31 protein-coding genes and 2 pseudogenes are annotated in these 24,645 nt (G+C 52.7%); 20 read left to right on the top strand and 13 right to left on the bottom strand.

Annotation, left to right across the window (positions count from 1 at the left end):
* Window positions 1–26: 26 nt before the first annotated feature.
* The 3 genes from mnmA to rluE are packed head-to-tail and all read right to left on the bottom strand — an operon-like array spanning window position 27 to window position 2,309.
* Entirely contained in the window at window positions 27–1,133 is a 1,107-nt protein-coding gene (mnmA, locus tag MUU47_RS18140) for a tRNA 2-thiouridine(34) synthase MnmA (RefSeq protein WP_258989561.1), read from the bottom strand.
* A gap of 41 nt (window positions 1,134–1,174) precedes the next feature.
* Window positions 1,175–1,648: an NUDIX hydrolase gene (locus MUU47_RS18135; RefSeq protein ID WP_110509730.1), complete on the bottom strand. Its 474-nt coding sequence runs from the start codon at window positions 1,646–1,648 to the stop codon at window positions 1,175–1,177.
* A gap of 13 nt (window positions 1,649–1,661) precedes the next feature.
* On the bottom strand, window positions 1,662–2,309 hold the full coding sequence (rluE, locus tag MUU47_RS18130; protein ID WP_258989560.1) for a 23S rRNA pseudouridine(2457) synthase RluE: 648 nt from the start codon (window positions 2,307–2,309) through the stop codon (window positions 1,662–1,664).
* 174 nt (window positions 2,310–2,483) lie between these two features.
* Between rluE and icd the strand changes: the two genes are divergently transcribed.
* Together icd and MUU47_RS18120 are read left to right on the top strand one after the other, a co-directional pair.
* Window positions 2,484–3,734 (top strand): NADP-dependent isocitrate dehydrogenase, encoded by a 1,251-nt coding sequence (gene icd / locus MUU47_RS18125; protein WP_258989559.1) that lies wholly within the window; start codon window positions 2,484–2,486, stop codon window positions 3,732–3,734.
* A 184-nt stretch (window positions 3,735–3,918) separates the two neighbouring features.
* Window positions 3,919–4,965 carry a hypothetical protein gene (locus tag MUU47_RS18120; RefSeq protein ID WP_258989557.1) on the top strand — a complete coding sequence of 349 codons (1,047 nt, stop codon included), beginning with the start codon at window positions 3,919–3,921 and terminating at the stop codon, window positions 4,963–4,965.
* Between the two features lie 29 nt (window positions 4,966–4,994).
* On the opposite strand, the gene MUU47_RS18115 is transcribed toward MUU47_RS18120, so the two are convergent.
* The 10 genes and pseudogenes from MUU47_RS18115 to MUU47_RS18070 form a co-directional block, all read right to left on the bottom strand.
* Window positions 4,995–6,122, bottom strand: coding sequence for a site-specific integrase (locus MUU47_RS18115; protein ID WP_258989555.1), 1,128 nt, complete (start codon window positions 6,120–6,122; stop codon window positions 4,995–4,997).
* Window positions 6,103–6,348, bottom strand: a complete 246-nt coding sequence (locus MUU47_RS18110; protein ID WP_258989554.1) for an excisionase — start codon at window positions 6,346–6,348, stop codon at window positions 6,103–6,105. The genes MUU47_RS18115 and MUU47_RS18110 overlap by 20 nt, the downstream gene beginning before the upstream one ends.
* A gap of 43 nt (window positions 6,349–6,391) precedes the next feature.
* Window positions 6,392–6,960 (bottom strand): annotated as a pseudogene (locus MUU47_RS18105) (3'-5' exonuclease).
* A gap of 174 nt (window positions 6,961–7,134) precedes the next feature.
* A pseudogene (locus tag MUU47_RS18100) lies at window positions 7,135–7,420 on the bottom strand (dATP/dGTP pyrophosphohydrolase domain-containing protein); the annotation flags it as partial.
* A gap of 498 nt (window positions 7,421–7,918) precedes the next feature.
* Complete coding sequence (locus MUU47_RS18095; RefSeq protein WP_258989553.1) at window positions 7,919–8,164, bottom strand: hypothetical protein; 246 nt, start codon at window positions 8,162–8,164, stop codon at window positions 7,919–7,921.
* A 4-nt stretch (window positions 8,165–8,168) separates the two neighbouring features.
* Entirely contained in the window at window positions 8,169–8,930 is a 762-nt protein-coding gene (locus MUU47_RS18090; RefSeq protein WP_258989552.1) for an ead/Ea22-like family protein, read from the bottom strand.
* On the bottom strand, window positions 8,921–9,457 hold the full coding sequence (locus MUU47_RS18085) for an HD family hydrolase (protein WP_159758088.1): 537 nt from the start codon (window positions 9,455–9,457) through the stop codon (window positions 8,921–8,923). The genes MUU47_RS18090 and MUU47_RS18085 overlap by 10 nt, the downstream gene beginning before the upstream one ends.
* A gap of 131 nt (window positions 9,458–9,588) precedes the next feature.
* Window positions 9,589–10,419, bottom strand: coding sequence for a YfdQ family protein (locus tag MUU47_RS18080; RefSeq protein ID WP_258989550.1), 831 nt, complete (start codon window positions 10,417–10,419; stop codon window positions 9,589–9,591).
* Window positions 10,420–10,477: 58 nt separating this feature from the next.
* Window positions 10,478–10,849 (bottom strand): YfdP family phage-associated protein, encoded by a 372-nt coding sequence (locus MUU47_RS18075; protein WP_258989549.1) that lies wholly within the window; start codon window positions 10,847–10,849, stop codon window positions 10,478–10,480.
* Between the two features lie 683 nt (window positions 10,850–11,532).
* Window positions 11,533–12,204, bottom strand: coding sequence for a LexA family transcriptional regulator (locus MUU47_RS18070; RefSeq protein WP_258989548.1), 672 nt, complete (start codon window positions 12,202–12,204; stop codon window positions 11,533–11,535).
* 77 nt (window positions 12,205–12,281) lie between these two features.
* Here MUU47_RS18070 and MUU47_RS18065 point away from each other — a divergent pair, with 77 nt between their 5' ends.
* The 18 genes from MUU47_RS18065 (at window position 12,282) to MUU47_RS17975 (ending at window position 24,645) form a co-directional block, all read left to right on the top strand.
* Window positions 12,282–12,479, top strand: a complete 198-nt coding sequence (locus MUU47_RS18065) for a Cro/CI family transcriptional regulator (RefSeq protein WP_258989547.1) — start codon at window positions 12,282–12,284, stop codon at window positions 12,477–12,479.
* A 28-nt stretch (window positions 12,480–12,507) separates the two neighbouring features.
* Window positions 12,508–13,065 (top strand): YmfL family putative regulatory protein, encoded by a 558-nt coding sequence (locus tag MUU47_RS18060; protein ID WP_258989544.1) that lies wholly within the window; start codon window positions 12,508–12,510, stop codon window positions 13,063–13,065.
* Between the two features lie 225 nt (window positions 13,066–13,290).
* Window positions 13,291–13,947, top strand: a complete 657-nt coding sequence (locus MUU47_RS18050; protein WP_374684767.1) for a phage antirepressor KilAC domain-containing protein — start codon at window positions 13,291–13,293, stop codon at window positions 13,945–13,947.
* Between the two features lies 1 nt (window position 13,948).
* Window positions 13,949–14,128, top strand: coding sequence for a DUF4222 domain-containing protein (locus MUU47_RS18045; RefSeq protein WP_258989542.1), 180 nt, complete (start codon window positions 13,949–13,951; stop codon window positions 14,126–14,128).
* Complete coding sequence (locus tag MUU47_RS18040) at window positions 14,125–15,003, top strand: conserved phage C-terminal domain-containing protein (RefSeq protein WP_258989541.1); 879 nt, start codon at window positions 14,125–14,127, stop codon at window positions 15,001–15,003. Before MUU47_RS18045 ends, MUU47_RS18040 begins: the two co-directional genes overlap by 4 nt.
* Window positions 15,000–15,875 (top strand): phage N-6-adenine-methyltransferase, encoded by an 876-nt coding sequence (locus tag MUU47_RS18035; RefSeq protein WP_258989540.1) that lies wholly within the window; start codon window positions 15,000–15,002, stop codon window positions 15,873–15,875. Before MUU47_RS18040 ends, MUU47_RS18035 begins: the two co-directional genes overlap by 4 nt.
* Complete coding sequence (locus tag MUU47_RS18030) at window positions 15,868–17,802, top strand: DNA cytosine methyltransferase (RefSeq protein ID WP_258989539.1); 1,935 nt, start codon at window positions 15,868–15,870, stop codon at window positions 17,800–17,802. Before MUU47_RS18035 ends, MUU47_RS18030 begins: the two co-directional genes overlap by 8 nt.
* Window positions 17,799–18,827: a DUF968 domain-containing protein gene (locus MUU47_RS18025; RefSeq protein ID WP_258989538.1), complete on the top strand. Its 1,029-nt coding sequence runs from the start codon at window positions 17,799–17,801 to the stop codon at window positions 18,825–18,827. Before MUU47_RS18030 ends, MUU47_RS18025 begins: the two co-directional genes overlap by 4 nt.
* Window positions 18,828–18,846: 19 nt before the next feature.
* Window positions 18,847–19,605, top strand: a complete 759-nt coding sequence (locus MUU47_RS18020) for an antitermination protein Q (protein ID WP_258989536.1) — start codon at window positions 18,847–18,849, stop codon at window positions 19,603–19,605.
* A 316-nt stretch (window positions 19,606–19,921) separates the two neighbouring features.
* Window positions 19,922–20,311 carry a putative holin gene (locus MUU47_RS18015; RefSeq protein WP_258989535.1) on the top strand — a complete coding sequence of 130 codons (390 nt, stop codon included), beginning with the start codon at window positions 19,922–19,924 and terminating at the stop codon, window positions 20,309–20,311.
* Entirely contained in the window at window positions 20,301–20,600 is a 300-nt protein-coding gene (locus MUU47_RS18010; protein ID WP_258989533.1) for a phage holin family protein, read from the top strand. The genes MUU47_RS18015 and MUU47_RS18010 overlap by 11 nt, the downstream gene beginning before the upstream one ends.
* A 4-nt stretch (window positions 20,601–20,604) precedes the next feature.
* On the top strand, window positions 20,605–21,219 hold the full coding sequence (locus MUU47_RS18005) for a glycoside hydrolase family 19 protein (RefSeq protein ID WP_258989531.1): 615 nt from the start codon (window positions 20,605–20,607) through the stop codon (window positions 21,217–21,219).
* A 7-nt stretch (window positions 21,220–21,226) separates the two neighbouring features.
* On the top strand, window positions 21,227–21,496 hold the full coding sequence (locus tag MUU47_RS18000) for a hypothetical protein (protein WP_258989530.1): 270 nt from the start codon (window positions 21,227–21,229) through the stop codon (window positions 21,494–21,496).
* A complete protein-coding gene (locus MUU47_RS17995; protein ID WP_258990554.1) occupies window positions 21,453–21,650 on the top strand; it encodes a hypothetical protein in 198 nt (65 codons plus the stop codon). Before MUU47_RS18000 ends, MUU47_RS17995 begins: the two co-directional genes overlap by 44 nt.
* Before the next feature lie 29 nt (window positions 21,651–21,679).
* Window positions 21,680–21,877, top strand: a complete 198-nt coding sequence (locus MUU47_RS17990; RefSeq protein ID WP_258989529.1) for a hypothetical protein — start codon at window positions 21,680–21,682, stop codon at window positions 21,875–21,877.
* A gap of 63 nt (window positions 21,878–21,940) precedes the next feature.
* Window positions 21,941–22,291: an HNH endonuclease gene (locus MUU47_RS17985; RefSeq protein ID WP_016239647.1), complete on the top strand. Its 351-nt coding sequence runs from the start codon at window positions 21,941–21,943 to the stop codon at window positions 22,289–22,291.
* Between the two features lie 126 nt (window positions 22,292–22,417).
* Window positions 22,418–22,915, top strand: coding sequence for a phage terminase small subunit P27 family (locus tag MUU47_RS17980; protein WP_258989528.1), 498 nt, complete (start codon window positions 22,418–22,420; stop codon window positions 22,913–22,915).
* On the top strand, window positions 22,912–24,645 hold the full coding sequence (locus MUU47_RS17975) for a terminase large subunit (protein WP_258989527.1): 1,734 nt from the start codon (window positions 22,912–22,914) through the stop codon (window positions 24,643–24,645). The genes MUU47_RS17980 and MUU47_RS17975 overlap by 4 nt, the downstream gene beginning before the upstream one ends.

Below are 24,645 nucleotides of genomic sequence, written 5' to 3'. Positions count from 1 at the left end.
ACTCCTTTCTGTGTGCTGTCTGAGTCTTAAACCGGCAGCGGCAAACGCTGCTCGATAATGCCGCCACCGAGGCACACTTCACCGCTGTAGAACACGGCGGACTGGCCAGGGGTTACGGCAGAAACGGGCTCGTCAAAGCGAACCTCAATGCGGTCTTCATCCAGTGCGATCACGGTGCACGGAATGTCTGTCTGGCGATAGCGGGTCTTCACCGTGCAGCGCAGGGTGCCATTTACCGGCTCACGATCGACCCAGTGTAACTGTTGGGCAATCAGGCCGACGGACATCAGGCGCGGGTGGTCATGACCCTGAGCCACCACCAGAATGTTATTTTCAACGTCTTTATCGACGGTGTACCACGGCTCTTCGCTGCCGTCTTTGGTGCCACCGATGCCCAGGCCTTTACGCTGGCCGAGGGTGTGATACATCAGACCCTGGTGCTCGCCAATCACGTCGCCATCAACGGTAACGATTTTACCCGGTTGAGCAGGCAGGTAGCGGCCAAGGAATTCACGGAATTTGCGTTCGCCGATGAAACAGATACCGGTGGAGTCTTTTTTCTTCGCGGTGATGAGATCGAGTTCTTCCGCAATGCGGCGAACTTCAGGCTTTTCCAGCTCGCCAACCGGGAACAGGCTTTGGGCAATCTGTTCGTGGCCCAGCGTGTACAGGAAGTAGCTCTGGTCTTTATTCCCGTCGAGACCGCGCAGCAGCTGGCTTTTGCCATTCACGTCAGCGCGGCGCACGTAGTGACCGGTGGCGATGTAATCGGCACCTAAATCTTCGGCAGCGAACTCAAGGAAGGCTTTAAATTTGATTTCTTTGTTGCACAGAATATCCGGATTCGGGGTGCGACCGGCTTTGTACTCTTCGAGGAACAGCTCAAACACGTTGTCCCAGTATTCTGCAGCAAAATTGACGGTGTGCAGCTCAATGCCGAGCTTGTCGCACACGGCCTGGGCATCGGCCAGGTCAGCTGCGGCTGTACAATATTCCTCGCCGTCGTCCTCTTCCCAGTTCTTCATGAACAGGCCTTCAACCTTATAACCTTGCTGTTGCAGCAGGTAGGCAGAAACGGAGGAATCGACACCGCCGGACATGCCGACGATCACTTTTTTTGGGCTTTCTGACATTGGAATACTCACGACATTGAACTTCAAGGCGGCATATTCTATCACGCAGCCCCAGGGTTGACACCCTTTGTGAAGGGCCAGTTAAATTCGCCGATAATTTCTAGCGGCAGACGCTGGCCGCTCTGCCAGCAGCGGATACTCTCGGCCACTAGCGGAGAGCGTAAATGACAGGCGGTGAGGATCTCTTCGGCGCTCAGCCACAGGCAACGATCGATATCGTCATCATGGGGTTGCGTCTCGCAAACATCATCCAGTTCGATGGCAAACAGAAAGCGCAGGAACGGCGTGTTGTCCGGGGCAATCCATTGATGCATACGTACCAGATGCTGCGGCGTGGCGCGAATGCCGGTCTCTTCCCACAGCTCGCGTTCAGCGGCCTGAACCAGCGTTTCATCGGCTTCCAGATGCCCGGCTGGCTGATTCCAGGTGGCTTTTCCATTAACTGTTTCTTCCACAATCAAAAACTTACCCTTGGCGTGAACCAGGCAGGCAACGGTGACGTGCGGTTTAAACATATACGGCTCCTTGTCAGGCATCGCGCCACTGACCATTAGCAAGATTGTCCAGAGTGTAATTGCCCATCGCGTAACGAATCAAACGCAGGGTAGGGTAGCCCACATGGGCGGTCATGCGGCGAACCTGACGATTTCGGCCTTCATACAGCGTGACTTTTAGCCAGCTGGTGGGGATGGATTTACGTTCACGAATCGGCGGGTTACGCGGCCACAGCCATTCAGGCGCAGCGACCCTCTCAATACCCGCCGGGAGGGTGGGTCCGTCATTGAGGGTAACACCGTTACGCAGTGAATTCAGCGCTTCCTCGTCCGGATCACCTTCCACCTGCACAAAGTAGATTTTCCCGGTGCGTTTGCCCGGTTGAGTGAGCCGCGCCTGCAACGCGCCGTCATTGGTGAGGACAAGTAGGCCCTCGCTGTCGCGGTCGAGTCGTCCGGCGGCATACACGTCCTGGACGTCGATAAAATCTTTCAGGGTGCTGCGCCCGGCTTCGTCAGTAAACTGCGGCAAAACATCGTAGGGTTTATTGAACAAAATGACGCGTTTTGGCTGGCTTTCTTTGCGTTGTCTGGACGCTTGTTGTGAGCTGAATCGCTTAAGGCGGTGATTTCTAAAAGAAGTTTTATTCATGGTATTTTCAGGCCGGGTCAATTGCCGCATTATAGCCTAATTACGAAGACCTTTCATGGAACCCAACATTCAGGTAGTATCAACCAGCTCATTACAAATCATTAACAAAAAATATTGCTCACACTATTCGCGTTGCGGGGCAGCAACGCTACCCAGGACACGAAAGTCACGAGCAGTCACCAGAAGCGCTCGAAGGAGAGGTTAATGGAAAGCAAAGTAGTTGTTCCGGCGGAAGGCCAAAAGATCACCCTGCAAAACGGCAAACTGAACGTCCCCCACAATCCGATTATTCCCTTCATCGAAGGTGATGGTATCGGTGTGGACGTAACTCCGCCGATGATCAAAGTGGTGAATGCCGCCGTAGAGAAAGCCTACAAAGGCGAGCGTAAAATTTCCTGGATGGAAATTTACACCGGGGAAAAATCCACCAAACTGTACGGCCAGGACGTCTGGCTGCCAGCTGAAACTCTGGACCTGATTCGCGATTATCGCGTGGCCATCAAAGGCCCGCTGACCACTCCGGTCGGTGGCGGTATTCGTTCTCTGAACGTAGCCCTGCGCCAGGAGCTGGACCTTTACGTCTGCCTGCGTCCGGTACGTTACTACCAGGGCACCCCAAGCCCGGTTAAACACCCAGAACTGACCGACATGGTCATCTTCCGTGAAAACTCAGAAGACATCTACGCAGGCATCGAGTGGAAAGCTGACTCTGCCGACGCGGAAAAAGTGATCAAGTTCCTGCGTGAAGAAATGGGCGTGAAGAAAATTCGCTTCCCTGAACATTGCGGTATCGGCATCAAGCCATGTTCAGAAGAAGGCACCAAACGCCTGGTTCGCGCGGCAATTGATTACGCTATCACCAACGACCGTGACTCTGTGACCCTGGTTCACAAAGGCAACATCATGAAGTTCACCGAAGGCGCTTTCAAAGACTGGGGTTACCAGCTGGCGAAAGAAGAATTCGGCGGTGAGCTGATCGACGGCGGCCCGTGGCAGAAAATCAAGAACCCGAAAACCGGCAAAGAGATCATCGTTAAAGATGTGATCGCCGATGCGTTCCTGCAGCAGATCCTGCTGCGTCCGGCTGAGTACGATGTTATCGCGTGTATGAACCTGAACGGTGACTACATTTCTGATGCCCTGGCGGCACAGGTTGGTGGTATCGGTATCGCACCAGGCGCAAACATCGGTGACGAATGCGCACTGTTCGAAGCCACCCACGGGACTGCACCGAAGTACGCAGGCCAGGATAAAGTGAACCCAGGTTCCGTCATCCTGTCAGCTGAAATGATGCTCCGTCACATGGAATGGTTCGAAGCCGCAGACCTGATTGTTAAAGGCATGGAAGGCGCAATCGCTGCCAAGACCGTGACCTATGACTTCGAACGCCTGATGGAAGGCGCTAAGCTGCTGAAATGTTCAGAGTTTGGTGACGCGATCATCGACAATATGTAAATTCGATATTTGTTAAATCGATTAACGGGAGCTTAACGCTCCCGTTGTTTTTTGTTAGCGTGCTAACGGTTATCAAAATTTTATCAAAATAATTTATCAAAACCCCTGTCTGAAACATGGTTTCGAAAGACGAGTCTATGTTAAAAAACATCAGGGAAGACTTTACACAAGCAAGGTATTTGGGATGAGTGACGCAGCAATTGTGATTGAGAATGCAGAATCATTTTGGAATGTCGTTGATGATTTTTTGCAAAGAGAAGCGGCCGAACCTGGTACTGATTTGCCAATAGATTTAAACTTCCAAGGTTGGCCCAATCTTCACATCAATGTTAAGGGTGACAAATTTCATTCTTCGTTGACGAGTTCGATGGTTTATGGCCTTGCCAGTATGCACGAGTCATTCCAAAGGGCATATGCGCTGGCGAAATATGGAACTTCGAATCTACAGAGGCTTACTAACGAAGATAAGCAGTCTTTGGACATTATCTTTCAGATCAAAGAAGGTTCGACTGACTCAGAAACTGATTGGTCAGGCACCTTTAATCAGTTTCTTGCATTCCTCACTGGAGCATTTGAAGGCATGAGTGGCGTACAGAAAATGACAATTTTACTGTCACTGATTATCGCTCTGACCGCTGGCGGCTGCTTCTATTTGCATACGAACAGCCAAGACCATCATGCCGATTTGGACGCTCAAACCCAGACTACTCAGGCCGTCGTTGGGGGAATGACTCGGGCGTTTGAGTTAGGTGAAGAAGTAAAGCGTAGAGGTGAAACAGCGGTTAGCCGTGAAATTGAAGCCCATGGTGAGGATGGGAAAGTGTCGTTGCTGAAGTCTGTGGCTCAAGATGCCGAATCCGTGAAAGTTGGTAACCAGAAATATAATGGTGCAGCTCTTCAAGATTATAAAAATAGGCAAAGTGTCGATCGTGAAAGAACTGAGCGTTTTGATAACTTCTATATCAAAGGCATCTCTCGATCTGGAATGACGAGCACTGAACTTAACCTAAGCGTAATTCGAGTGAGCAACGGTGAGAGTTTTACCATAAAGGTTGCTGAAGACATTGCCCGCCCTGAAGAATTAAAAGCACTTGTAGAGGCGATCGTTACAGGAGAAGTGGTGAGAATCAGTTATCTCGAAGTCACTGAAAATGGTCATGTAGCCCGTGGGCAATTCAATTTAATCATTTCCAATGATCCGCCAACTCATCCTGAGCAGGCGGCGAATTAAATACCATTCTTTAGGGTAGCCTCTATGGGTTAGAAGGCTACCTTAGTCCAATCCTTTCCTCGATCGTCATGATAGCGAGCCGTCTGGTTCGGTGATTTATGGCCGAGCAGTTTCTGTGTATCGATCCCCTGGGCTTCATATAGACGTTCTGCCAGCGACCGCTGTTCGTGAAATGTCGCTGGCGTACCGTCGCCCCATTCAATCTCTGCTTTATCCCGCGCTTTGCTGAAATTCATTGTTATGGTATTGGACTTTACCTGTGCACCACGTTCTGCTTGTGATGTGGCCCGGAAGAAGTGGACCATATAGGGACTGACCGCATAATCCCGGCATCTGACTATCACATCCCGCAGGCACCAGCCTATTGCGTTCAGGCGCAAGGACAGAGGGATCGCAATTTTGCTACCAGTTTTCTCCTGCACAACGTGAAGATGATCCTCCCAGACATCGGTGAATTTCATATTCGAGACGTCACCCAATCTCTGGCCGGTGACCAGCGCCAGCAACATGGCATTCCCCATATAGCGATGATTGGCGTCGGCAATATCGAATATCTTCTGCCATTCCTCCAGCGATAGGCGCTGCCTTGCGATCCTGCGCCTGGGCTGCTTTGTCGCCAGGGCAGGGTTGTAGGCTGGTGGGACTTCTCCGAAATGTTGCGCCTCTTTGAACACGTCGATTAACACGGAACGAATTACCTGTGCCATTCTGGGTTGACCGGCAGTGATGTACTCATCAAGGATCTGCGCCACGTCCCTAACATCTACCGCTGAAATCAGTTTCATGCCAACACGTTCTTTTAGCAGAGATACGGGCTTAGCTTTCTGTTTATATGTATTCAGCTTTATATCTCCAGCTTCAAGTCGTTCTTCCTGTATTTTCCAGTAACGATCAAGCCATGTCGTCGTAGTAATTGATTTACCTTTGCTGGTGGCAATCCGGTCGCTAAGCGCTAATATTTGCCTGGTCCGCTGTTCAGCTAAACGGTAATTAGCCTCAATAGCGATAGCAGCAGCTTCTTCTTCATTCGTTCCGAGGCTATGAAACTTCCCGGTTATTGGGTGCTTATATCGCCAGTAAACTTTGTTCACTTTCCGACTATAAAGCGGGTAAAGGTTTGGCACCTTAACGTTATTTTTACGTGGTCTGGCAGCCATCGGACAATATCCTCTGAAGTATTGGTGAATCTGTTTTGCAGATCACTGGTTGAGCAATATTTCCGGTTATTTCAGCATCCTCTCTCACTCGCCAAAATCGTCCTTCTTTGGTGGCAGGTGGGTTAAACATGCTTTGCTTTGCGTATCGGCGTAACGTATTCAGACTTGGCGGGTTACTCCGGTACTTCTCTGCGGCCCATTCTTCTAAAGTCAGCATTTGAAGCATAGCTATTTCTCCATACAGCCCGGCTGCACCCGGGCATTCAGATTTATTCTTCGGTACTGGTTGGCAGTATGCGCTGCCATATTGCTGAGATGTATTTGGCCTGGTGACGCGCATCAGCCAGGGCATTGTGCGCAACGCCATCAAATGGCATATCGCGCTTCGGATCGAAGCCAAGCTTGCGACCGAGCAACACCATGGTGCGCACGTCGCTGTCGTTCCAGAATTGCCACGGACATGCGTGGCCAGCGCGTTCGTAAGCTGCACGCAGTATCACGTTGTCAAAGTTTGCACCGTTGCCCCAGACTTTCAGATAGCGTGGATTTTCAGAGTTACGGCTGATGAATGCGCTCAATTCGGAAAGTGCGTCGGCGATAGGGAGCGTATCGTCAGTGCATATCGCCGCACGTGCTTCGGCCGACTGCTTCAACCACCACAGAATATGTCACCGTCGGGAGCTGCACCAAGATCCATGTCGCTGGACAGATTCACCGCGGTATAGAACTCAGCTCCCAGTTCGCCGGTCTGCGGTTCAAAGAACACCGCACCGATGGCGACGATTGGTGCTGATGGCTTGGTACCCATAGTTTCAAGGTCAATCATTAAGTGTTTCACGTTAAATTTCCTCCTGCTGCGGTGCTGCTGCGAGCATGGCCTGCCATTGATGGTATGGGCTCCACACTCCATGACGCCCAGACTCAGACTCTTCATTTGCGATATGAAACGCTTCACGCATCTCTGGTGTTGGCTCCTTCGGAACCATAATCCAACCATCCGGAATTACCGGAGAGTTGCCAGCCTCTTTGATATGCAGTCGCGGTTCGCCTTCTTTCGGCTCTGGCCAGTGGCGCGCCATATTCACCTTCAGCTTTTCTTCCATCGCTGCAGTGATTTCACCATCGCTGAGACCGGCGCGGCGCTGTGCGTCCCACAACAGAAACTGCATATCAGCCCACTCACTCAGGTCGCCTGGTTCGGCTGCGGCCTCAAGCGCTTCTTTCGATAGGTGCTTGAGCGGGCCAACAGGACCAACATCGCCGAACGTGGCCTGTGACCACTCAGCATGGCGCTGGCGAATGAGATTGCGTAACTGCAGCAATGAGCCAGTTTCTTCTGGCAACTCATCACGATTACTTACAGGTTGCTGCATGGCTGCGCGACAGGCGTTAGGGTGTAACGCCCGGATTCCCCCAGCCACATCAACGAGCGTGTCTGAATATTCGCGCTGGGCATCATTACCGAACTCGAACGTGCCTGTGTCGGGATCGTGATACCCGTATTCGTTGTCGTATGACTCGCGCAGTTGGTCTACCCATTTAGCTGCGGCTTCAATGCCATCGCGATAAAATGATGCTGTCGCCGCTTTCCGGTATTCCTGAAGCTCGCGAGCCATTGCCAGGACCACTTCTGGCGGTGCGTGCGTATCATTCAGATCATCCCAAAGGCGACACATTTTAGTGCTGTTGTCTCTGTGAACATCCTCGTTTGTTCCAGCCAGCGCGGAAAGTACTTCATCCGCGCATTCAATGATTCGCTCTAACTGGCGCTCTGTTAGCTTGCTATTGGTCATGGCTTATTCACCTCCCTGATCGAACATAATTCGTGAGTAACCTGCGTCAGTAGACACCTCAAGCCATCCATCACAACGCTCGCTAGTCAGAAGGCTGATGATGCTGGTGTGCTGATACTGCGATCCTCGGATATCATCAATGTCATCTTCCGAGAAGAACATTGGCTTGCCGCAGTGAGGGCAATAACAGCCGTACTCACCATCTGCGCGACCGATGCGCGAAACTGTTAAAATTTCATTGGTAGCCATAGCGTCACTCCCGCATATCCAGTGTTATGGCAGCGAGCCAGTTTCGAATGTCGATAAACTCAGCGTTGCGGAATCCGCTTTTCACGTAAATGAATGGCTGCCGCAGATTGTGTCCGTTACAGGCCAGGTAGTCTTTGCAGCCTTGTTCCGTGAAACAGCAGGTAACGAAATCTTCGATATCTTTCACTGCTACACGACGCCATTTTTCAGGCGGCTCGCGAAAGTTTTGATGTAGAAGCTCCAATCGAATACGCTGACGCTCAGTCGCCTCTCTGCCATCCTCATCAACCCAAACGATACGGTCGCAGTCGTAATCTTCGTCTACAACGATTTCACGCTTCTGGAACACGCAGAACAGCGGGTCTGAGGTGATGCGGTTATCCTGCGTGCGGATGTTTTCACCGATAGCAGCAAAACCATCAGGCACGGTTAGCGTTCCGCCCTCCAGTTCAGCGATGCGCTTCTCAGCTACTTTTCGTTTGCGGAACTGTGCTTTACGCCCAGCCCTGAGGTTATATTTCGCCAGTTCTGCCATGTGCAGCTGGTGCTCGGCATTGGCGAGGCGCTGGCGGACTTCATCATTTTCCAGTTCAGCGATGCGCTTCTCTGCGGCCAGCGCGTTGCGTTGTTCCAATGATTCGCTTAACGCAGCACTGGTGACATCCAGCCTGGTTGCTGCTTCATTCAATAACGTTGCAGTAGTTGCAGGGAGATATTTGGCAGCCAGGCGCAGCGATGTTATTAACTCGGCTTTATTCATGCGCATTTACGGATTTCCATCAGTTCGTTGAAACGAGCCATAAACTTGCCGTACGCCTGGCCGGGACGAAGGGGAACGATCTGGATAATGTCGCTGGTGGGAATCCCTTTCAGACACGGCCACTCTGTTCCATCATCAATATCCAGATCACGGCGTTCTGTCGCCAGCATCGTAAGGTCTGCATATTTCACAACCGGTGACATTTCCGCTGGCAGGTCGAATACGGACCTAATAAGGCCGTCAACGCGCGCTTCGATCCGGCGATAATCTGGGAGCAGGGCCTTAAGTGGGGCAGGAACGTCCTGACAGTAGGCTTCTGCCGCGTCGTGCATCAGCGCTTCGAAAGCAAATTCCGGAGGCACAATGAGGCTTGCCAGCACAGAATGCTCGGCAACGCTGTAAAACTCAGGAAGATGGCCAGTGAAACGACAGATGTTTGAAAGGGCAGTCGCGATATCTTCAATATCAACGTCATTGGCCGTGGGGTTGATGAAATTAAACTTCTTGCCCGATAGTGTCTGGATAAAACTCATCTGTGATTCTCCATATTACGCGCTGCACCGCGCTGAATTTTGACTGTACGAATCCCTCGCCAGATGGCGATAAATAATGGAATTACGCTTCACTAATTGCCCCGGCGCGCAGGGCAATTAAGGCAGAGCAATTACGCTTTGAAGTTACCGATAAAGGTTTCTACCGGTTTGCCGTCGAATTTCTCGATCAGCAGATCGCGGAACTCGTTGGCGATGGCCTCTTCCTGTGCTTCCAGCTGCACAACGCGGAGCACGAACATCGGTTCACCACTTTTCAGCAAGCTGTTGCGCAGGCTGAAACGACGTTCTGTGAGGCCTTCATACGGTACGCATTTGAACTCGAAGGCAACCGGCATAACGTCTTTGCTGCTGGCCTCCACGCTTTCCATAAGGGATTTTTTGCCGCTGAAATCTTCGTCTTCGTGCGCAGATTCCGACACCTGTTTGATATTGACGCGGCGTACTGCCTGCGCAGCCTGCGCAATGCTCATGGTTTCGCCGTTTGCATCAAATGCCGTCAGGAAATCGCTCCAGTCTTCCAGCCATTCGGCAATCTGCTTTTGGTTCAGGCGGTCGCCGTTGATAGCCAGCAGCGCACGGAATGGTGCTGTTTTCTTCAGTTGGATAGTTGAGACGTTATCTGCATGGCCTGGATTGTCCAGGGTGCCGATGTTGAAGATCGAGCTCGCCCGCATGTTTTCGGCGTCAATAAAGCAGCGGGCCTTTTCCTCTGGTTTGGCGTAGCCAGCAGAGTAACGCACAAAGTCGTCAATACTGGTGGTATCCATTGCTCCACGGAAGCGGAAACGTTCAAGAGAAAATTTTTCAAGGCTGGCGACGACGGTATTTTCCGGCAAAATTGCCGTTGGGCATGCGAGCCCCTGGACATCGTCAAGATGATATCCAGAAAGAACCAGGTCTTTAACTTGCTGGATCGCGCTGCTGTCTAATTGCTGGGACATAAAAAATCCTTAAAAATAAATTGGTGGAAAAAATCGCAGTGAATTAATCAGACGCGGTTCACTGAGCCGCTTTAAGCTTTCCGTCGGTGACCCCGTTAATGCCGAACAGCTGCCCCTGGTCTTCCTGCAAGATGGTGAGCTTACCGCCGCGATTGACGTACATCGGGGTTTCGGTGGTGTCTTCTTCTGACGTTTTCCCGCGTGGAGTAGGGCAGGAATATTGCAATTTGTGTTTGATCATCACGCGCTTCTCTTCGGTTGAGTTGCTCATGCGATCAAGGTCAAAGGTCAGGGTGACTTTGCCTTTGTTGCCGTTGTTCAGAACTCCCAGCGCGGTGGTATTCAGGGCGGCGGCGATTTTGTTCATGAACACACCGGCATCCAGTTCGCCCAGGAAATCGGGCACTACGGTCATGCGATCACTGCTCATATCGGTTCCTCGTGGTTAAGCGGCTGCCGCCGCCGTAAGTTTCTCCATACACAACAGAGAAGAGCACCAGCGCCTACGTCAAACGCCCGGATGGGTTGGGAGGGTTGGCCCGTCACCCGTTGGTACTCTTGTCTCTTGTGTAAAAAGGGCGATACCGCGGCAGAACATTATCTTCTTCCTCCGGTTTGGCTAAGGAAGGTCCGGGTACCGCCAAGACTACACACAGCAATATTGTTGTGGTGGTGGTGCCTCCACCTGCCAGCCTGGCCAGAGCTGGCGACGTTACACTACGAAGAAAGTCTTCATTTCAATGGTTGAATGAACTGGCCTCGCCGCGTGCGCATAGCCGCATTACCACAACTGAGAGCGCACTCCACTGTTTTCACACCTGCCACCCATAACTGATGAGAAGGAGTGCGCTTTCACGTTGTGCTCTGAAAAAGCTGGCGGTTGCCGTCACGGAGATGAACGGGCCGCCAGAACAGAGGTGCTGGCATTACTGGCTTCAGGTATCTTCGGGCGGCTACTTCGTGGGCGTCCTGCCTGTTCGCTGTCGATGGAATTTAGTTTAATGATTCAAACAATCATGTCAAGGATAAAGTTTGAATAATTAAACTAAATTAATGGGGGTGAAAAAAAACCAGCTCTACGCTGGCTTGATCCTACGAGGGGTTTAGAAGAGTTTAGAGCAGGTCCATTTCCACCCGAACGCATACGCCAACGATTTCGCATGTGGAATCAAGAGGAATAGGACGAAATGAAGGATTCAGCGGCATCAGGTACATATTTGGACCATCAATAGCCAATTTTTTCACTGTTGTTTCATTGGTTCCATTGATACGAGCAACCACAATGCGTCCGTTAACCGGTTCAACTTCAGGGTCCACAATCACAATCGAACCATTTGGAAGAGACATTCCACTGCCTGACGGCGCTGACATCGAATCACCAGAAACACGTAAGGAGAAGGAATAAGGCGATACTTTAGCTGTTGTCTCGATCCAATGAGTTACCTCATCCAAATTACCCTCTACCATCTCTTTCCAATTGCCAGCCTGAACAGAAGAAATTAAAGGAACCCTACGTCGCAGATCAGGACCTGGCTCAGCATTGCCAATTGTTTCTTCGATCAAGCCACCTTCGGTTAACCAGCGCTCACTCACCCCTAAAACTTCTGCAAGTTTGCTTATGTATTTCGCAGACGGCTCTGTGCCGCCATTAACCCACTGGCTAACAGTTCCCTTTGAAGCTCCAGTAGCCGCCATAAGGTGGGTGCTTTTTAGCTTTAAAGCCTTCATGCGCCGCGAGATACGGTCGCCCATCGTTTCAGTAATCATGTTTAAAGAATTAAACATATGATGGTTTAATTTCTTGACTATATTTGGTTTGAAATATTAAACTTAATGCCATTATTCATGTCCTGGAGAGGTCAATGTTAAAGCAAGATTTAATCAACCATTTTGGTACGGCGACCGCAGTAGCGAAAGCTCTCGGCGTTTCAAAGTCAACCGTGAGTCTCTGGAAAGAGGTTGTTCCTTGGCAATACGCATTACTAGCAGAGAAGCAGACAAATGGTGTGCTGGTTTATGACTCAAAAGCTTATGACAAGCCTAATGAGCCGGTCGCTTAACAGTAACCACAGAGTTTAGGAGTTAACCGTGGGTAATGAACCTGAATGGAAAGTAGAACGCCAACCGGCCTGGCTGGTGGCTGCAATTAAAAAGACGATAGCTGAGCTACCGGGCGGATATGCCGAAGCGGCTGAATGGCTGGATGTAACGGAGAACGCGCTTTTCAACCGCCTACGCGTCGATGGCGATCAAATCTTCCCGTTGGGATGGGCAATGGTTCTGCAGCGCGCTGGTGGCTCAAACCATATCGCTGATGCTATCGCGAAACACACTGGCGGCGTATTCGTTCCTCTGGCTGACGTAGAGGACATTGACAACGCGGACATTAACCAACGCCTGATGGAGTCCATCGAGTGGTTAGGTAAACACTCCAGTTACATTCGGAAAGCGACCGCTGACGGGGTGATTGACGCTGATGAACGTGCACAGATTGAGGAAAACAGTTACCAGGTAATTGCGAAGTTTCAGGAGCATATAACGCTGTTGTTTCGGGTTTTTTGTGTGACTGAAAAGAGTGACGCCCGCGAGTGTGCAGCTCCGGGCGTCGTGGCAGATAAATCATTGTGTATGGAGAAATCCGCGTGAGCAATTTAACCGCAAATTATCAGCGATCGCAACTCCGCGCGCTACCGGTTCGCGGTGGCAGAAGCGTTGTCACGTATTGCTATGCCGTAAGAGTACTGGGTGGGTGGGCTCAGGTGAACCACAGTTTCACTGAATGGGCTGTGGGGGACTTTATTTCACGGGGAGGAGCAAAGAATGGTTCAGCAGACGAATAGCATCAATTCTCCGGTAGTTGTAACCCCGTTTATGGACAGTTCTGCAACGATGAGCAGTCGTGAAATAGCGGAGCTTGTTGAGTCTCGCCATGCCGATGTGTGCCGAACCATCGACAGACTGATGGCTTCTGGCGTCATACAGGGGTATGCGCCAACGCCGTATACCCATCAACAGAATGGGCGGACGTACCATTTTTATGAAATTAACAAGCGCGACAGCTACGTAATTGTGGCTCAGTTATCTCCACAGTTTACAGCTCGCCTTGTGGATCGCTGGCAGGAGCTGGAGAGCCAGGCTGGTCTGCCTCAAACATTGCCTGAAGCACTCCGTCTCGCAGCTGATATGGCCGAGCAGAACGCGAAGCTTTCGCAGAGAGTGAGATTGGATGCACCGAAAGTTGCCTTCGTTAATCACTACGTCGAAGCCGGTGGGACGAAGAGCCTGCGTGAGACAGCGAAAATTCTGAACATGCCTGAGAAGGCCATGATTGACGTTCTGCTGCGCGACAAGATGCTTTTCCGCCAGTCCGGTAATTTGCTGCCTCACGCACTCCGCCAGCGTGAAGGGTTGTTCACCGTAAAAACCGGTACTTCAGACTTTGGGCACGCTTTCACCCAAACCCGCGTCACGCCGAAGGGTGTTCAGTGGATAGCCCAGCGCTACGCTTCTGAACTGATGGGAGGCTGAAATGCACGAATACATTCAGCCACTGAACCGCTATTACAAGGATCATCACGCCGTTGTCGTGAATGTAACCGGCTATGACCCTGTTGGCCAGCGTGTGATTTACCGTCGCCCGGGCTATGAGTGGGAATGCGTCGCTCCGTTGATCGTGTTCCGCTCCAGATTCAAGAGGATAGATAAGTGAGTGTTAAATTATCCGCGTACGTCTGGGATGGCTGTGCGTCGTCAGGTATGAAGTTGTCCAGCGTGGCGATCATGGCGCGCCTGGCTGATTTCAGCAATGACGAAGGCGTTTCGTGGCCTTCCATTGAAACCATTGCCCGGCAGCTCGGCGCTGGTGCCAGCACGATCAGGACTGCTATTGCCAAGCTGGAGGCCGACGGCTGGTTAACCCGCACAGCACGTCGTAAGGGCAACCGCAATGCGTCTAACGTTTACCAGCTGAACGTGGCAAAACTGCAGGCCGCAGCGTTTTCTCACCTGTCAGAATCTGACACATCAAAATCTGACGCGTCAAAATCTGATGCATCAAAATCCGACCCGTCAAAATCCAACGAAAACGGGGGTTTTCACCCTCCAGAATCTGGCGGGGATCCGTCAGTAAATTCAACTACAGATCCATCAAGTAAATCTAAAACCCCTTGTCCGGTTGCTGTGCAACCCGACCCCGAAGTTTTGATCACTGACCAGGCTAAATCTTCACTGGCCCATCTGAATCAGGCCACGGGCTCAAGGTTCCAGGTTTGCAAAGGTTCGCTGGAACACATCCGGGCCAGACTCCGCGAAGGGTTCAACCCTGACGAACTGGCTCTGGTGATCGACTACAGCGCCGAGAAGTGGGGCGCGGATATCAAAATGGCCGAATACCTTCGACCAACCACGCTGTTTTTGCCGTCCAAGTTTCCTGGTTATCTCCAGTCGGCGATTAAATGGAGCGATGCAGGCCGCCCGCGCTGCGTCAATGGCAAGTGGGTCAGGGAAGGCAGTGGAGACCAGAACTTCAAGGCAAGCTACGACAACGTGGATTACAGCGGCGTACCGGAGGGTTTTCGCTCATGACAATTAACAAATATTGCCAGGCGCTGGCAGAACTGCGCGCAAAGAGTGCTCATGAGCTGAAAGAGGTAGGCGACCAGTGGCGCACGCCGGACCTCCTATTCTGGGGTATCAATGCGCTGTTTGGCCCGCTGATGTTGGACCTGTTCGCGGATAACGATAATGCGAAATGCCCGGTCTGGTATACCGCTGAAGATAACGCGCTGACGCAGGATTGGGCCGAAATGCTGGATTTCATCGGTGGTGCAGCGTTCGGCAACCCTCCGTACCGCCGGTCACAGTACGAAGGCAAGCAGGCGATCACTGGTATGCGGAATATTATGGCTCATACGCTGGCAATGCGTGAAAAGGGCGGGCGTTATGTTTTTCTGATAAAAGCAGCTACTGGTGAGGTGTGGTGGCCTGAAGAGGCGGATCACATCGCATTAATTCGCGGGCGTATCAGTTTTGATCTGCCTGTCTGGTATCGGCCTGCGGTAGGGCAGCCGGCAGAATCATCGGCGGGTTTTGGCGCGGCGATCGCTGTTTTCGATAAATCATGGCGAGGTGAGCGCTTCAGCTACATTCAGCGTGCTGATCTGGAGGCGAAAGGCAGGGCATTTATGGCGCTGGCGCAGTTTGCCGCCGCAAAAGCCCCTGGCGAAGTTGTTACGCCTGCTGCCGTGGAACTTCCAGAAGCAGAGTCACGTATCTGGCCGCTGGAGGTTGGGCTGGTATTCAATCAGGTTGAAGGTGCGGATTCTCTGGCGCTGGCCCAGCAGAACAAGCTGAAAGCTAACATCAATCAGCTCTGGCTTGAGCGTACGCCCACCAGCGAAATAATCACTGTGGCTGGTGGTCTGGTCAACAGCATGCAGGGAGTCGTCAATGCGTGAAATTATTGTTGATAACTTCGCTGGTGGCGGTGGTGCTTCTACCGGGATTGAGTTGGCGATCGGGCGAAGCGTGGATATTGCCATCAACCATGACGAGAACGCGATTGCTATGCATAAAACAAACCACCCGGACACACTCCATTACTGCGAGTCCGTGTTTGACGTTGACCCGGTGGCCGCGACCGGCGGTAATCCTGTCGGTCTGGCGTGGTTCAGCCCTGATTGCCGTCATTTCTCAAAAGCAAAAGGTGCGAAGCCTGTACAGCGAGAGATTCGAGGCCTCGCCTGGATTGTTATTCGCTGGGCGCTGGCAAAGCGTCCACGGGTGATGATGCTGGAGAACGTCGAGGAGTTTAAAACCTGGGGGCCGTTGCTGGCAGATGAAATGCGTCCTGATCCAGCGCGCTCCGGTGAAACGTTCCATGCATTCGTCGGCATGCTGACTACTGGCATCCCGGAACACCATCCTGCGCTGCTGGAGTGCTGCGAGTTTCTGGAGTTGTCGCCGGAGAGTGAGCAGGCGCAGCAGCTGGTCGCCGGGCTTGGTTATGATGTCGATTATCGCGAGCTGCGTGCCTGCGATTTCGGCGCGCCGACCATCAGAAAGCGTTTCTTCATGGTGATGCGTCGTGATGGTCAGGCGATTGCGTGGCCAGAGCCAACACACGGCGATCCGAAATCATTGGAGGTTCAGAGCGGCAAGCTTGCGCCATGGCGAACTGCTGCGGAATGCATCGACTGGAACATTCCGGCTATGTCTATCTTCGACCGCAAAAAGCCGCTGGCAGAAAATACACTTAAGCGCATAGCGCGCGGCATCCAGCGCTTTGTTATCGACAACGCCTCGCCGTTCATCGTGAAATGCAACCACACCACCTCGAAAGGCAATTACGACTGTTTTCGGGGCCAGGAACTGGGAGCGCCGTTACAGACCATTACCAAAACCCACGGCTACGCGATCGCCGTACCGCATCTGACAAAGTTCCGCACCGGTGCAGCCGGACAGGCAGTTACCGAACCGGTACCGACAGTCACCGGCGGTACATCAAAACGCCCGGGTGGAAATGGGCATGCTCTCGGTGTGGTGGAAGCGGCGCTGACTCCGTTCCTGGCTGGCAACGGCGGCAGTGAGTACCAGGCGAAACCGCGCCCGCTGGACAAACCGGCACATACCATTCTGAAACAGTCACGGGCCTGTGTTGTCGCCCCAGTTATCGCCCGCCAGTTCGGTGCCAGCATCGGGCACCGGGCAGACGAACCAAGCGCAACGATTACGGCTGGCGGTGGCGGTAAGTCGCAGTTGGTGATGCCCACGTTAATTCAGATGGGCTACGGCGAACGACCGGGGCAGGCGACACGCGTACTACAGATAGAGAACCCGCTGGGAACGGTTACTGCTGGTGGCAATAAGTTCGCGACGGTGAGCGCTTTTTTGGCGAAGCACTACGGGGGCAACTATACCGGGCCGGGTGTGTCGATGGATGAACCAGCGCACTCTGTAACAACAGTGGATCACCATGCCGTCGTGACTTCTCACCTGATCCATCTGCGTGGTTTCTGTAAAGACGGACAGCAGGTGGATAAACCATTGCCTACCGTAACTGCGGGTGGGATGCATATCGGAGAGGTTAAAACCTTCCTGGAAGAATATTGCGGCTCTTCTGATTCCGAATGGCTGGTCCATATAGACAGCATTCCATACCAGATTGTCGATATTGGTATGCGTATGCTGCAACCCCACGAGCTGTACAAGGCGCAGGGCTTCCCTGACGGTTATGTCATCGATCGCGATTATCGCGGCAACCGTTATGCCAAAGATAAACAAGTCGCGAGATGCGGGAACGCCGTGCCGCCTCCGTTCGCCCGCGCGTTGGTGTTGGCGAACCTGCCCGATCTGTGCACCACTCAGCAGCGGGAGGTGGCGTGAGGGCTCTGCTAACCCCTGAAATTGTTCCACGACTCGGCCTGGTGCTGTTAAAGCCAGGTCGTGAGTTGATGAGCCTGTTTTCTGGTGGCCGGGTGCTGGTGGAGACTCAGCCACAGAACATGGCAAGACTGGCGACCGGGCGCGTTCCTGATGCCCGTCAGCCACTGGCAGAAGATAAAACGCTGGAACCATTCTTCACTGATGAAAGAGTGATCCGCGCTGCTGGTGGTCTGCCCGGTCTGGAGTACTGGCTGGAGCGCAACATTAGCGAATGCCAGTACCCGCACTCGGATTATCACCATCATGAGCGGCTGACCATGCGGCATCCGCCTGGCTCGATGATGTTGTGCTGGCACTGTGAAAACAAGCTGCGTGAGCAAACCACCGAGTTACTTGAAGGAATTGCCCGCCGCAACGTCATCAACTGGATCATTGACACCGCTCTGGCTAGCCTGCGGTTCAACCGTGAGCGCGAATTGTCCATTGCTGAATTGTGCTGGTGGGCGGTCTATGCAGGCGTAGCTGATGCTATCCCGGAAGATATGGCGACGCAGGCGCTGATGCTGCCTGTCGAGCAGATCCCCACGGTCTACAGAGAGGCAGACATTATGCCTACTGTTCCGGCCACCAGCATTTTGCGGCAAAAAGCCAGCAAGGTTGAAACTGTGCCGGAGCAGCAGCCTGAAGTGCTGGCGCTGAGAGCGGATCCTGAATCGCCAGAGTCATTCATGCTTCGGCCTAAGCGCCGCCGCTGGGAGAATGCTGCCTATACCCGCTGGGTTAAATCTCAACCCTGCGAAGGTTGTCGCCGACCGGCAGACGACCCGCACCATATCATCGGGCATGGTATGGGCGGTACCGCCACCAAAGCCCACGACCTGTTCGTGTTCCCTCTGTGCAGAGAGTGTCACGACAAATTGCATGCTGATGTAGCGGCGTTTGAACAAAAGCACGGAACCCAGCTGGAGCTGGCGTTTCGTTTTCTGGATCGGGCGCTGGCGATCGGCGTAATAGTTAAAGCGTAAATGTATGGAGCGCTAAGCAATGAATATCGAATCGTTACCGAAATACTACTCACCAAAGTCACCAAACCTGAGCGATTCGTCACCTGCGACTGGCGGTGATGCGTTGACAATTACTGATGTGATGGCTGCGCAGGGGATGGTGCAGGCACAGGCTTCACTAGGCTTTAACCTGTTTCTTGCGAAGACGGGTGTTCAGGATCCGGCCCCGGCCATTGATGGATTAATGGAATACGCCATGGCGCTACACAGCCCGATCATGAAAAAGCTCAGCGACCAGGCTCGCACTGAGATGGCTCTGTGCCTGGTGAAGTTTGCTTACAGCGATTACGCCCGCTCGGCGGCCAGTAAATGCGAATGCCCGCACTGCGGTGGGGCTGGTGTTCAACGCGTGGTCCGCGAGGTCGTTAAACACCCTGGTGTGATTGGCGTTGACCCAAAGGTGAAAACGGAAGAAGTAGAGGAAATTTGCCAGCACTGTAATGGGAAGGGAGAGGTGAGCACCGCATGTCTCGATTGCAGAGGTCGTGGAACAGCTCTCGATAAAAAGCGTTCAGCGCTTCATGGGGTGCCGGTGCATAAGGTTTGTGGGCGCTGTAACGGCAAGGGCTATAGCAGATTGCCTACGACGTTAGCGCGCGCACGTGTAGAGAGACTGGTACCTGATATGACGAGTTATCAGTGGTACAGCGGGTATGCACCGATTATCGATAAGTTGATAACGAAATGCTGGCAGGAGGAAACCTTTGCAGAGAAAAAGCTGCGTAATGTCACACGTTAAATGCATACTTTGATATTTTCGCAGCATGATGCTTGCTAAATTCAAAAAAACTGCGTAGCATTTCTCTAATGATAGGCGTTGTATGTCTACCGTTGAGTAAAAATGAATCTTCCAGACCTCGCCTCGGCGGGGTCTTTTATTTGGCTCGATAAGTGAGCCGAATAATTCAGCCAATCGGCTCACTTCTGAGGTCACCTTTATGGTGGCCTTTTTGCATTTCAGGCTCCGGGAATCACTCCTAACTATCACTTTGACATAAGAGCCCGAGAGCCTGACCTATTCCACAGCCCCGGTTTTACCGAGCAAAGGAGCAACAATGTCAAATACAACCCTCGGGGCATACATGCTGCTTGGCGGGGTAACGGTGGTAGGAATGTCGCCAGTGATAGACGCTGGCGTTCTTATCGCAGCTGTTTCAGGTTCACTGATTTTCGTACTCGTAGACAACGCGATTTCGAACTGGAAGAAAATCTTTCTGTTCATCCCCTCTGTTGTATCCGGCGTGGTGGCAGCTCCGCTTGCTTCTGAGCTTCTGACGAAATACACAGCAGATGGTATTGAAGCGAAACTTCCTATTGGTGCGCTGGTTGCCAGCATGGTGGTCAATCTGTTGGTGAAGATCGCTATCACCGTCGCTGATGACCCGATGTCTTTTATCCGGATGGTTCTGAACTTCATCAGGCCGGGAGGCGGGAATGCTAAATGAATTCTTCCAGGCAGTTAACATTGGGCTGCTCTGGTTCAACGCGGTTGCCTGCGTGCTGATTTTTATCTCTCTGTTTCTCTACCAGAGTGCCGGTGCCCGGTTCCATCGGGGAAAATCGTTTCTTGCAGTGATGCTGATGATTGCCAGCGCAGCCATACCAATCATGACCTGGTTTGGGCTGATAACGCAGACCTGTATTCCGTATTCGGTTGTGGTTGTTGCCCTGCTGGTGGCCGTGATGAATGCCAAAGGCAACATTGCGAAACTCTCAAAACCCTTCACTAAGTAATCTGATGAAACTACAACAATTTCAAAAGGCGGCTGGACTCAGCGCCGAGCAAGCTTCGCGCTGGTTTCAGCATATCGATGCTGCAATGACAGAATTTGGCATCACAGCGATGAATGACCAGGCCATGTTCATTGCACAAGTTGGGCATGAATCCAATGGCTTTACCTCGCTGGTAGAAAACTTTAACTACTCGGTTGAAGGGCTGAAGAAAACCTTCGGTAATCGCCTGACGCCGTATCAGTGTGAAATGCTGGGTCGTGTTGATGGTAAACAGGTCGCTCATCAGCCACAAATAGCCAATCTGGTTTACGGTGACCGCATGGGGAATAACAGTCAGGGTGATGGCTGGAAATATCGCGGTCGTGGCCTGCTGCAAATCACTGGTCGTGAGAACTACACCAAATGCGGTACAGCGCTGAAGCTTGACCTTGTGAGCACTCCGGAACTATTGACGCAAGAGCGACACGCGGCCCGTTCGGCGGCATGGTACTTCACGTTACGCGGTTGTCTCCTCTATTCGGGGGATGTGGAACGCGTCACGCAGATTATTAACGGCGGGCAGAACGGCATTAAAGACCGCCGTGAACGTTACGCCAAAGCTAAAACCGCACTGGTGTGAGGTCACTATGGGACTTGAAATGATTACCGGCCTGATTGTTGCCGCGCTGGCAGCAATTGCCGGTGCTTTTGGTCTGGGTAAATCTCGCGGTACCAGTATCGCCGAAACAAAAGCGGACCAGCAACGCACTGAAGAGCGTGCAGCAGCTACAGAAGCGGTAGCCGAACGCCGGGTAGAAACAACAAAAGGAGCCAGGGATGTACAGCAGACTGTTAATCATCTTCCTGATGACGATGTTGACCGTGAGTTGCGCGAAAGATTTACCCGCAAAACCTGAAGTAACGGACACGGCCTGTGACTGGGTAAGCATCATCTACCTCACTGAGCACGATATTGCCGTGCTGGATAAACAGACGAAGCGGGACATTCTGGCGCACAACAGGTCTGTTCAGCGCAACTGCCCAAATAAAATCATCACAGCCTCGCAATAGCGGGGCTTTTTAACAACTGAGGAATGAGCATGACAGTAGTTCTTACAGCTAAGCAGATTGAAGACCTGGCAGCCTTCGCGAAAGAAGATGGGCAGCCCCAATACACCATCACCACTGGCACGATCCCGGAATTTGAAGCGGATGATGGCGAGATTATCCCTGAATACACAGGGATGATCGCCTACTCAGAGTCACTTGAGCACGGTGTATTGCAACTCGACGATTAGTGGCATTCAGCAGGCATTCATTGAGTGTCTGCGATAATGCTATACGTTTTTTGGGGAGTGAATATGCCACCGCGCACACCAAAGGCTTGCCGTGTTCGCGGCTGTCGCAACACCACAACAGACCCATCTGGCTACTGTGAAAATCACAAAGGTGAAGGCTGGAAGTCCTACAAGCCAGGTCAATCACGGCAGCAGCGAGGATACGGAACAAAGTGGGAAGTCATCCGGGAGCGGATACTTAAGCGCGACAAAGGGCTGTGTCAGAACCATCTACGGCAGGCGATAGTGAAGCAGGCGTCCTGCGTGGACCACATCAAGGCGAAGGCCCACGGCGGTACTGATGAAGACAGCAACCTTGAAAGCCTGTGCTGGTCGTGTCACGCAGCGAAGACCGCGCGTGAGCGGCTCAAGTGATAATTAATGTCATCATCAGACTGGGGAGGGGGAGGTCAAATCTCTGCGACCGCGCGCCTTCCGGACTGCCCGCCTCCTCGAATTTTTATACCCGCGAAAAATGAAATTTAACCTGGAGTGTCGCTTATGGCTGGAACGGCGGGGCGTTCCGGGCGTCGCCCAAAGCCAACGGCGCGCAAGGAGCTGGCCGGGAATCCCGGTAAGCGAGCCCTGAATAAAGAAGAGCCGGTGTTCACTCCCATCAAGGGTGTTGCACCGCCGGAGTGGTTTGCAGAAGACGATGGTCTGCCAATGGCAACCGTTATGTGGGAGCTGACAACGAAAGAGTTATGCGGTCAGGGCCTGCTCTGCGTAACCGATCTCGCCGTGCTCGAGCGCTGGTGCGTTGCTTATGAGTTCTGGCGCCGTGCAGTGAGGAGCATCGCGAACGATGGGCTTACCATCAACGGTGCGATGGGCGGAAAGATAAAGAATCCAGAGCTCACCGCTAAGAAAGAACAGGAATCGGAGATGAGTTCTACCGGTTCGATGCTTGGTCTCGACCCTAGCAGTCGCCAGCGCCTGGTCGGGCTCGCTGGCCAGAAGAAGACTTCCAACCCATTCCTGAAGATGATCAACGCATGAGCCGCAAATCGTACCCCAACGTTAACGCCGCGAATCAGTACGCCCGCAACGTTGTGCGGGGTAAGCTCCCGGCGTGCCAGTATGTCATTCAGGCCTGTCAGCGCCATATCGATGATATGGCTCAGGAGAAAAGCCGAAAATTCCGGTACCGATTTGATAAAGACATGGCGGAGAAGGCCGCGAAGTTTATTCAGCTGCTGCCACATACGAAGGGGGAATGGGCGTTCAAGAGGATGCCGATCACCCTGGAGCCCTGGCAGTTGTTCATCATCTGCTGTGCTTTTGGCTGGGTGCAAAAGGGATCGAAGCTTCGCCGTTTCCGGGAGGTCTATACCGAGATCCCCCGTAAGAACGGTAAGTCGGCCATTTCTGCTGGCGTGGCGCTTTACTGCTTCACCTGTGATAACGAGTTCGGTGCCGAGGTTTACTCTGGCGCCACAACGGAAAAGCAGGCGTGGGAAGTATTCCGGCCAGCGCGCCTGATGTGCAAGCGCACTCCACTGCTGGTGGAGGCCTTCGGCATTGAGGTAAACGCCTCAAATCTGAACCGGCCGGAAGACGGCGCCCGCTTCGAGCCGCTGATCGGCAATCCCGGTGACGGGGCCTCGCCACACTGCGCGATAGTCGACGAATATCATGAACACCCGACCGATTCGCTGTACACCACGATGCTGACGGGCATGGGGGCCCGCCGGCAGCCGCTGATGTGGGCAATCACCACAGCGGGCTACAACATCGAGGGACCTTGCTACGACAAGCGCCGTGAAGTTATCGAGATGCTGAATGGCTCGGTGCCCAACGAGGAGCTGTTCGGTGTTGTTTATACCGTCGATGAAGGTGATGACTGGACCGACCCGAAGGTGCTGGAGAAGGCAAACCCGAATATGGGGGTGTCGGTCTACCGCGACTTCCTGTTGAGCCAGCAACAGCGTGCTATAAACAATGCCCGCCAGGCGGGCGTGTTCAAAACGAAGCACCTGAATATCTGGGTCGCTGCCCGCGCCGCGTTCTTCAACCTGGTGTCCTGGCAGAACTGTGAAGACAAGACGCTGACGCTGGAGCAGTTCGAAGGACAGCCTTGCGTGCTGGGATTTGACCTTGCACGAAAGCTGGATATGAACAGTATGCCGCGGCTGTTTACCCGGGAGATCGATGGGAAAACGCATTATTACAGCGTTGCACCGCGTTTCTGGGTGCCCTATGACACGGTCTATAGCGTTGACAGAAATGAGGATCGTCGCACTGCTGAACGTTTTCAGAAGTGGGTTGAGATGGGGCTGCTGACGGTAACGGATGGCGCGGAAGTTGATTATCGCTACATCCTTGAAGAGGCCAAAGCAGCGAACAAACTCAACCCAGTAAGCGAGTCGCCGATTGATCCCTTCGGTGCGACGGGCCTTTCTCATGATCTGGCTGATGAAGGGCTTAATCCCATCACCATCATCCAGAATTACACCAACATGTCTGACCCGATGAAAGAACTGGAAGCAGCCATTGAGTCGGGACGTTTTCACCACGACGGCAACCCGATCATGAGCTGGTGTATCAGTAACGTCGTCGGGAAATATCTGCCGGGTAATGACGATGTGGTTAAGCCGATCAAAGAGCAGAACGAAAACAAAATCGACGGCGCTGTTGCGCTGATTATGGCGATTGGCCGTTCGATGCTTTACGAAAAGGTTGACTCAATTTCTGAACGCATCGAATCACGCGGCATACGTTCACTTTAA

It is taken from the genome of Scandinavium hiltneri (assembly GCF_024764835.1).
In the GTDB taxonomy this organism is placed as follows: Bacteria; Pseudomonadota; Gammaproteobacteria; order Enterobacterales; family Enterobacteriaceae; genus Scandinavium; species Scandinavium hiltneri.
This window is presented reverse-complemented; position numbering and strand designations above follow the sequence as displayed.

Excerpts from the sequence above, each read along its gene's own strand:
- MUU47_RS18080 (WP_258989550.1), bottom strand. The coding sequence starts at position 10,419 with ATGTCCCAGCAATTAGACAGCAGCGCGATCCAGCAAGTTAAAGACCTG.
- MUU47_RS18075 (WP_258989549.1), bottom strand. The coding sequence starts at position 10,849 with ATGAGCAGTGATCGCATGACCGTAGTGCCCGATTTCCTGGGCGAACTG.
- MUU47_RS17975 (WP_258989527.1), top strand. The coding sequence starts at position 22,912 with ATGAGCCGCAAATCGTACCCCAACGTTAACGCCGCGAATCAGTACGCC.
- MUU47_RS18015 (WP_258989535.1), top strand. The coding sequence starts at position 19,922 with ATGTCAAATACAACCCTCGGGGCATACATGCTGCTTGGCGGGGTAACG.
- MUU47_RS18000 (WP_258989530.1), top strand. The coding sequence starts at position 21,227 with ATGGGACTTGAAATGATTACCGGCCTGATTGTTGCCGCGCTGGCAGCA.
- MUU47_RS18010 (WP_258989533.1), top strand. The coding sequence starts at position 20,301 with ATGCTAAATGAATTCTTCCAGGCAGTTAACATTGGGCTGCTCTGGTTC.
- MUU47_RS18095 (WP_258989553.1), bottom strand. The coding sequence starts at position 8,164 with ATGGCTACCAATGAAATTTTAACAGTTTCGCGCATCGGTCGCGCAGAT.
- MUU47_RS18085 (WP_159758088.1), bottom strand. The coding sequence starts at position 9,457 with ATGAGTTTTATCCAGACACTATCGGGCAAGAAGTTTAATTTCATCAAC.
- MUU47_RS18005 (WP_258989531.1), top strand. The coding sequence starts at position 20,605 with ATGAAACTACAACAATTTCAAAAGGCGGCTGGACTCAGCGCCGAGCAA.
- MUU47_RS18120 (WP_258989557.1), top strand. The coding sequence starts at position 3,919 with ATGAGTGACGCAGCAATTGTGATTGAGAATGCAGAATCATTTTGGAAT.
- mnmA (WP_258989561.1), bottom strand. The coding sequence starts at position 1,133 with ATGTCAGAAAGCCCAAAAAAAGTGATCGTCGGCATGTCCGGCGGTGTC.
- MUU47_RS18135 (WP_110509730.1), bottom strand. The coding sequence starts at position 1,648 with ATGTTTAAACCGCACGTCACCGTTGCCTGCCTGGTTCACGCCAAGGGT.
- rluE (WP_258989560.1), bottom strand. The coding sequence starts at position 2,309 with ATGCGGCAATTGACCCGGCCTGAAAATACCATGAATAAAACTTCTTTT.
- MUU47_RS18115 (WP_258989555.1), bottom strand. The coding sequence starts at position 6,122 with ATGGCTGCCAGACCACGTAAAAATAACGTTAAGGTGCCAAACCTTTAC.
- MUU47_RS18020 (WP_258989536.1), top strand. The coding sequence starts at position 18,847 with ATGAATATCGAATCGTTACCGAAATACTACTCACCAAAGTCACCAAAC.
- MUU47_RS18065 (WP_258989547.1), top strand. The coding sequence starts at position 12,282 with ATGTTAAAGCAAGATTTAATCAACCATTTTGGTACGGCGACCGCAGTA.
- MUU47_RS18070 (WP_258989548.1), bottom strand. The coding sequence starts at position 12,204 with ATGTTTAATTCTTTAAACATGATTACTGAAACGATGGGCGACCGTATC.
- MUU47_RS17985 (WP_016239647.1), top strand. The coding sequence starts at position 21,941 with ATGCCACCGCGCACACCAAAGGCTTGCCGTGTTCGCGGCTGTCGCAAC.
- MUU47_RS18030 (WP_258989539.1), top strand. The coding sequence starts at position 15,868 with ATGCGTGAAATTATTGTTGATAACTTCGCTGGTGGCGGTGGTGCTTCT.
- MUU47_RS18110 (WP_258989554.1), bottom strand. The coding sequence starts at position 6,348 with ATGCTTCAAATGCTGACTTTAGAAGAATGGGCCGCAGAGAAGTACCGG.
- icd (WP_258989559.1), top strand. The coding sequence starts at position 2,484 with ATGGAAAGCAAAGTAGTTGTTCCGGCGGAAGGCCAAAAGATCACCCTG.
- MUU47_RS17980 (WP_258989528.1), top strand. The coding sequence starts at position 22,418 with ATGGCTGGAACGGCGGGGCGTTCCGGGCGTCGCCCAAAGCCAACGGCG.
- MUU47_RS18090 (WP_258989552.1), bottom strand. The coding sequence starts at position 8,930 with ATGCGCATGAATAAAGCCGAGTTAATAACATCGCTGCGCCTGGCTGCC.
- MUU47_RS17990 (WP_258989529.1), top strand. The coding sequence starts at position 21,680 with ATGACAGTAGTTCTTACAGCTAAGCAGATTGAAGACCTGGCAGCCTTC.
- MUU47_RS17995 (WP_258990554.1), top strand. The coding sequence starts at position 21,453 with ATGTTGACCGTGAGTTGCGCGAAAGATTTACCCGCAAAACCTGAAGTA.
- MUU47_RS18045 (WP_258989542.1), top strand. The coding sequence starts at position 13,949 with ATGCACGAATACATTCAGCCACTGAACCGCTATTACAAGGATCATCAC.
- MUU47_RS18035 (WP_258989540.1), top strand. The coding sequence starts at position 15,000 with ATGACAATTAACAAATATTGCCAGGCGCTGGCAGAACTGCGCGCAAAG.
- MUU47_RS18050 (WP_374684767.1), top strand. The coding sequence starts at position 13,291 with ATGGACAGTTCTGCAACGATGAGCAGTCGTGAAATAGCGGAGCTTGTT.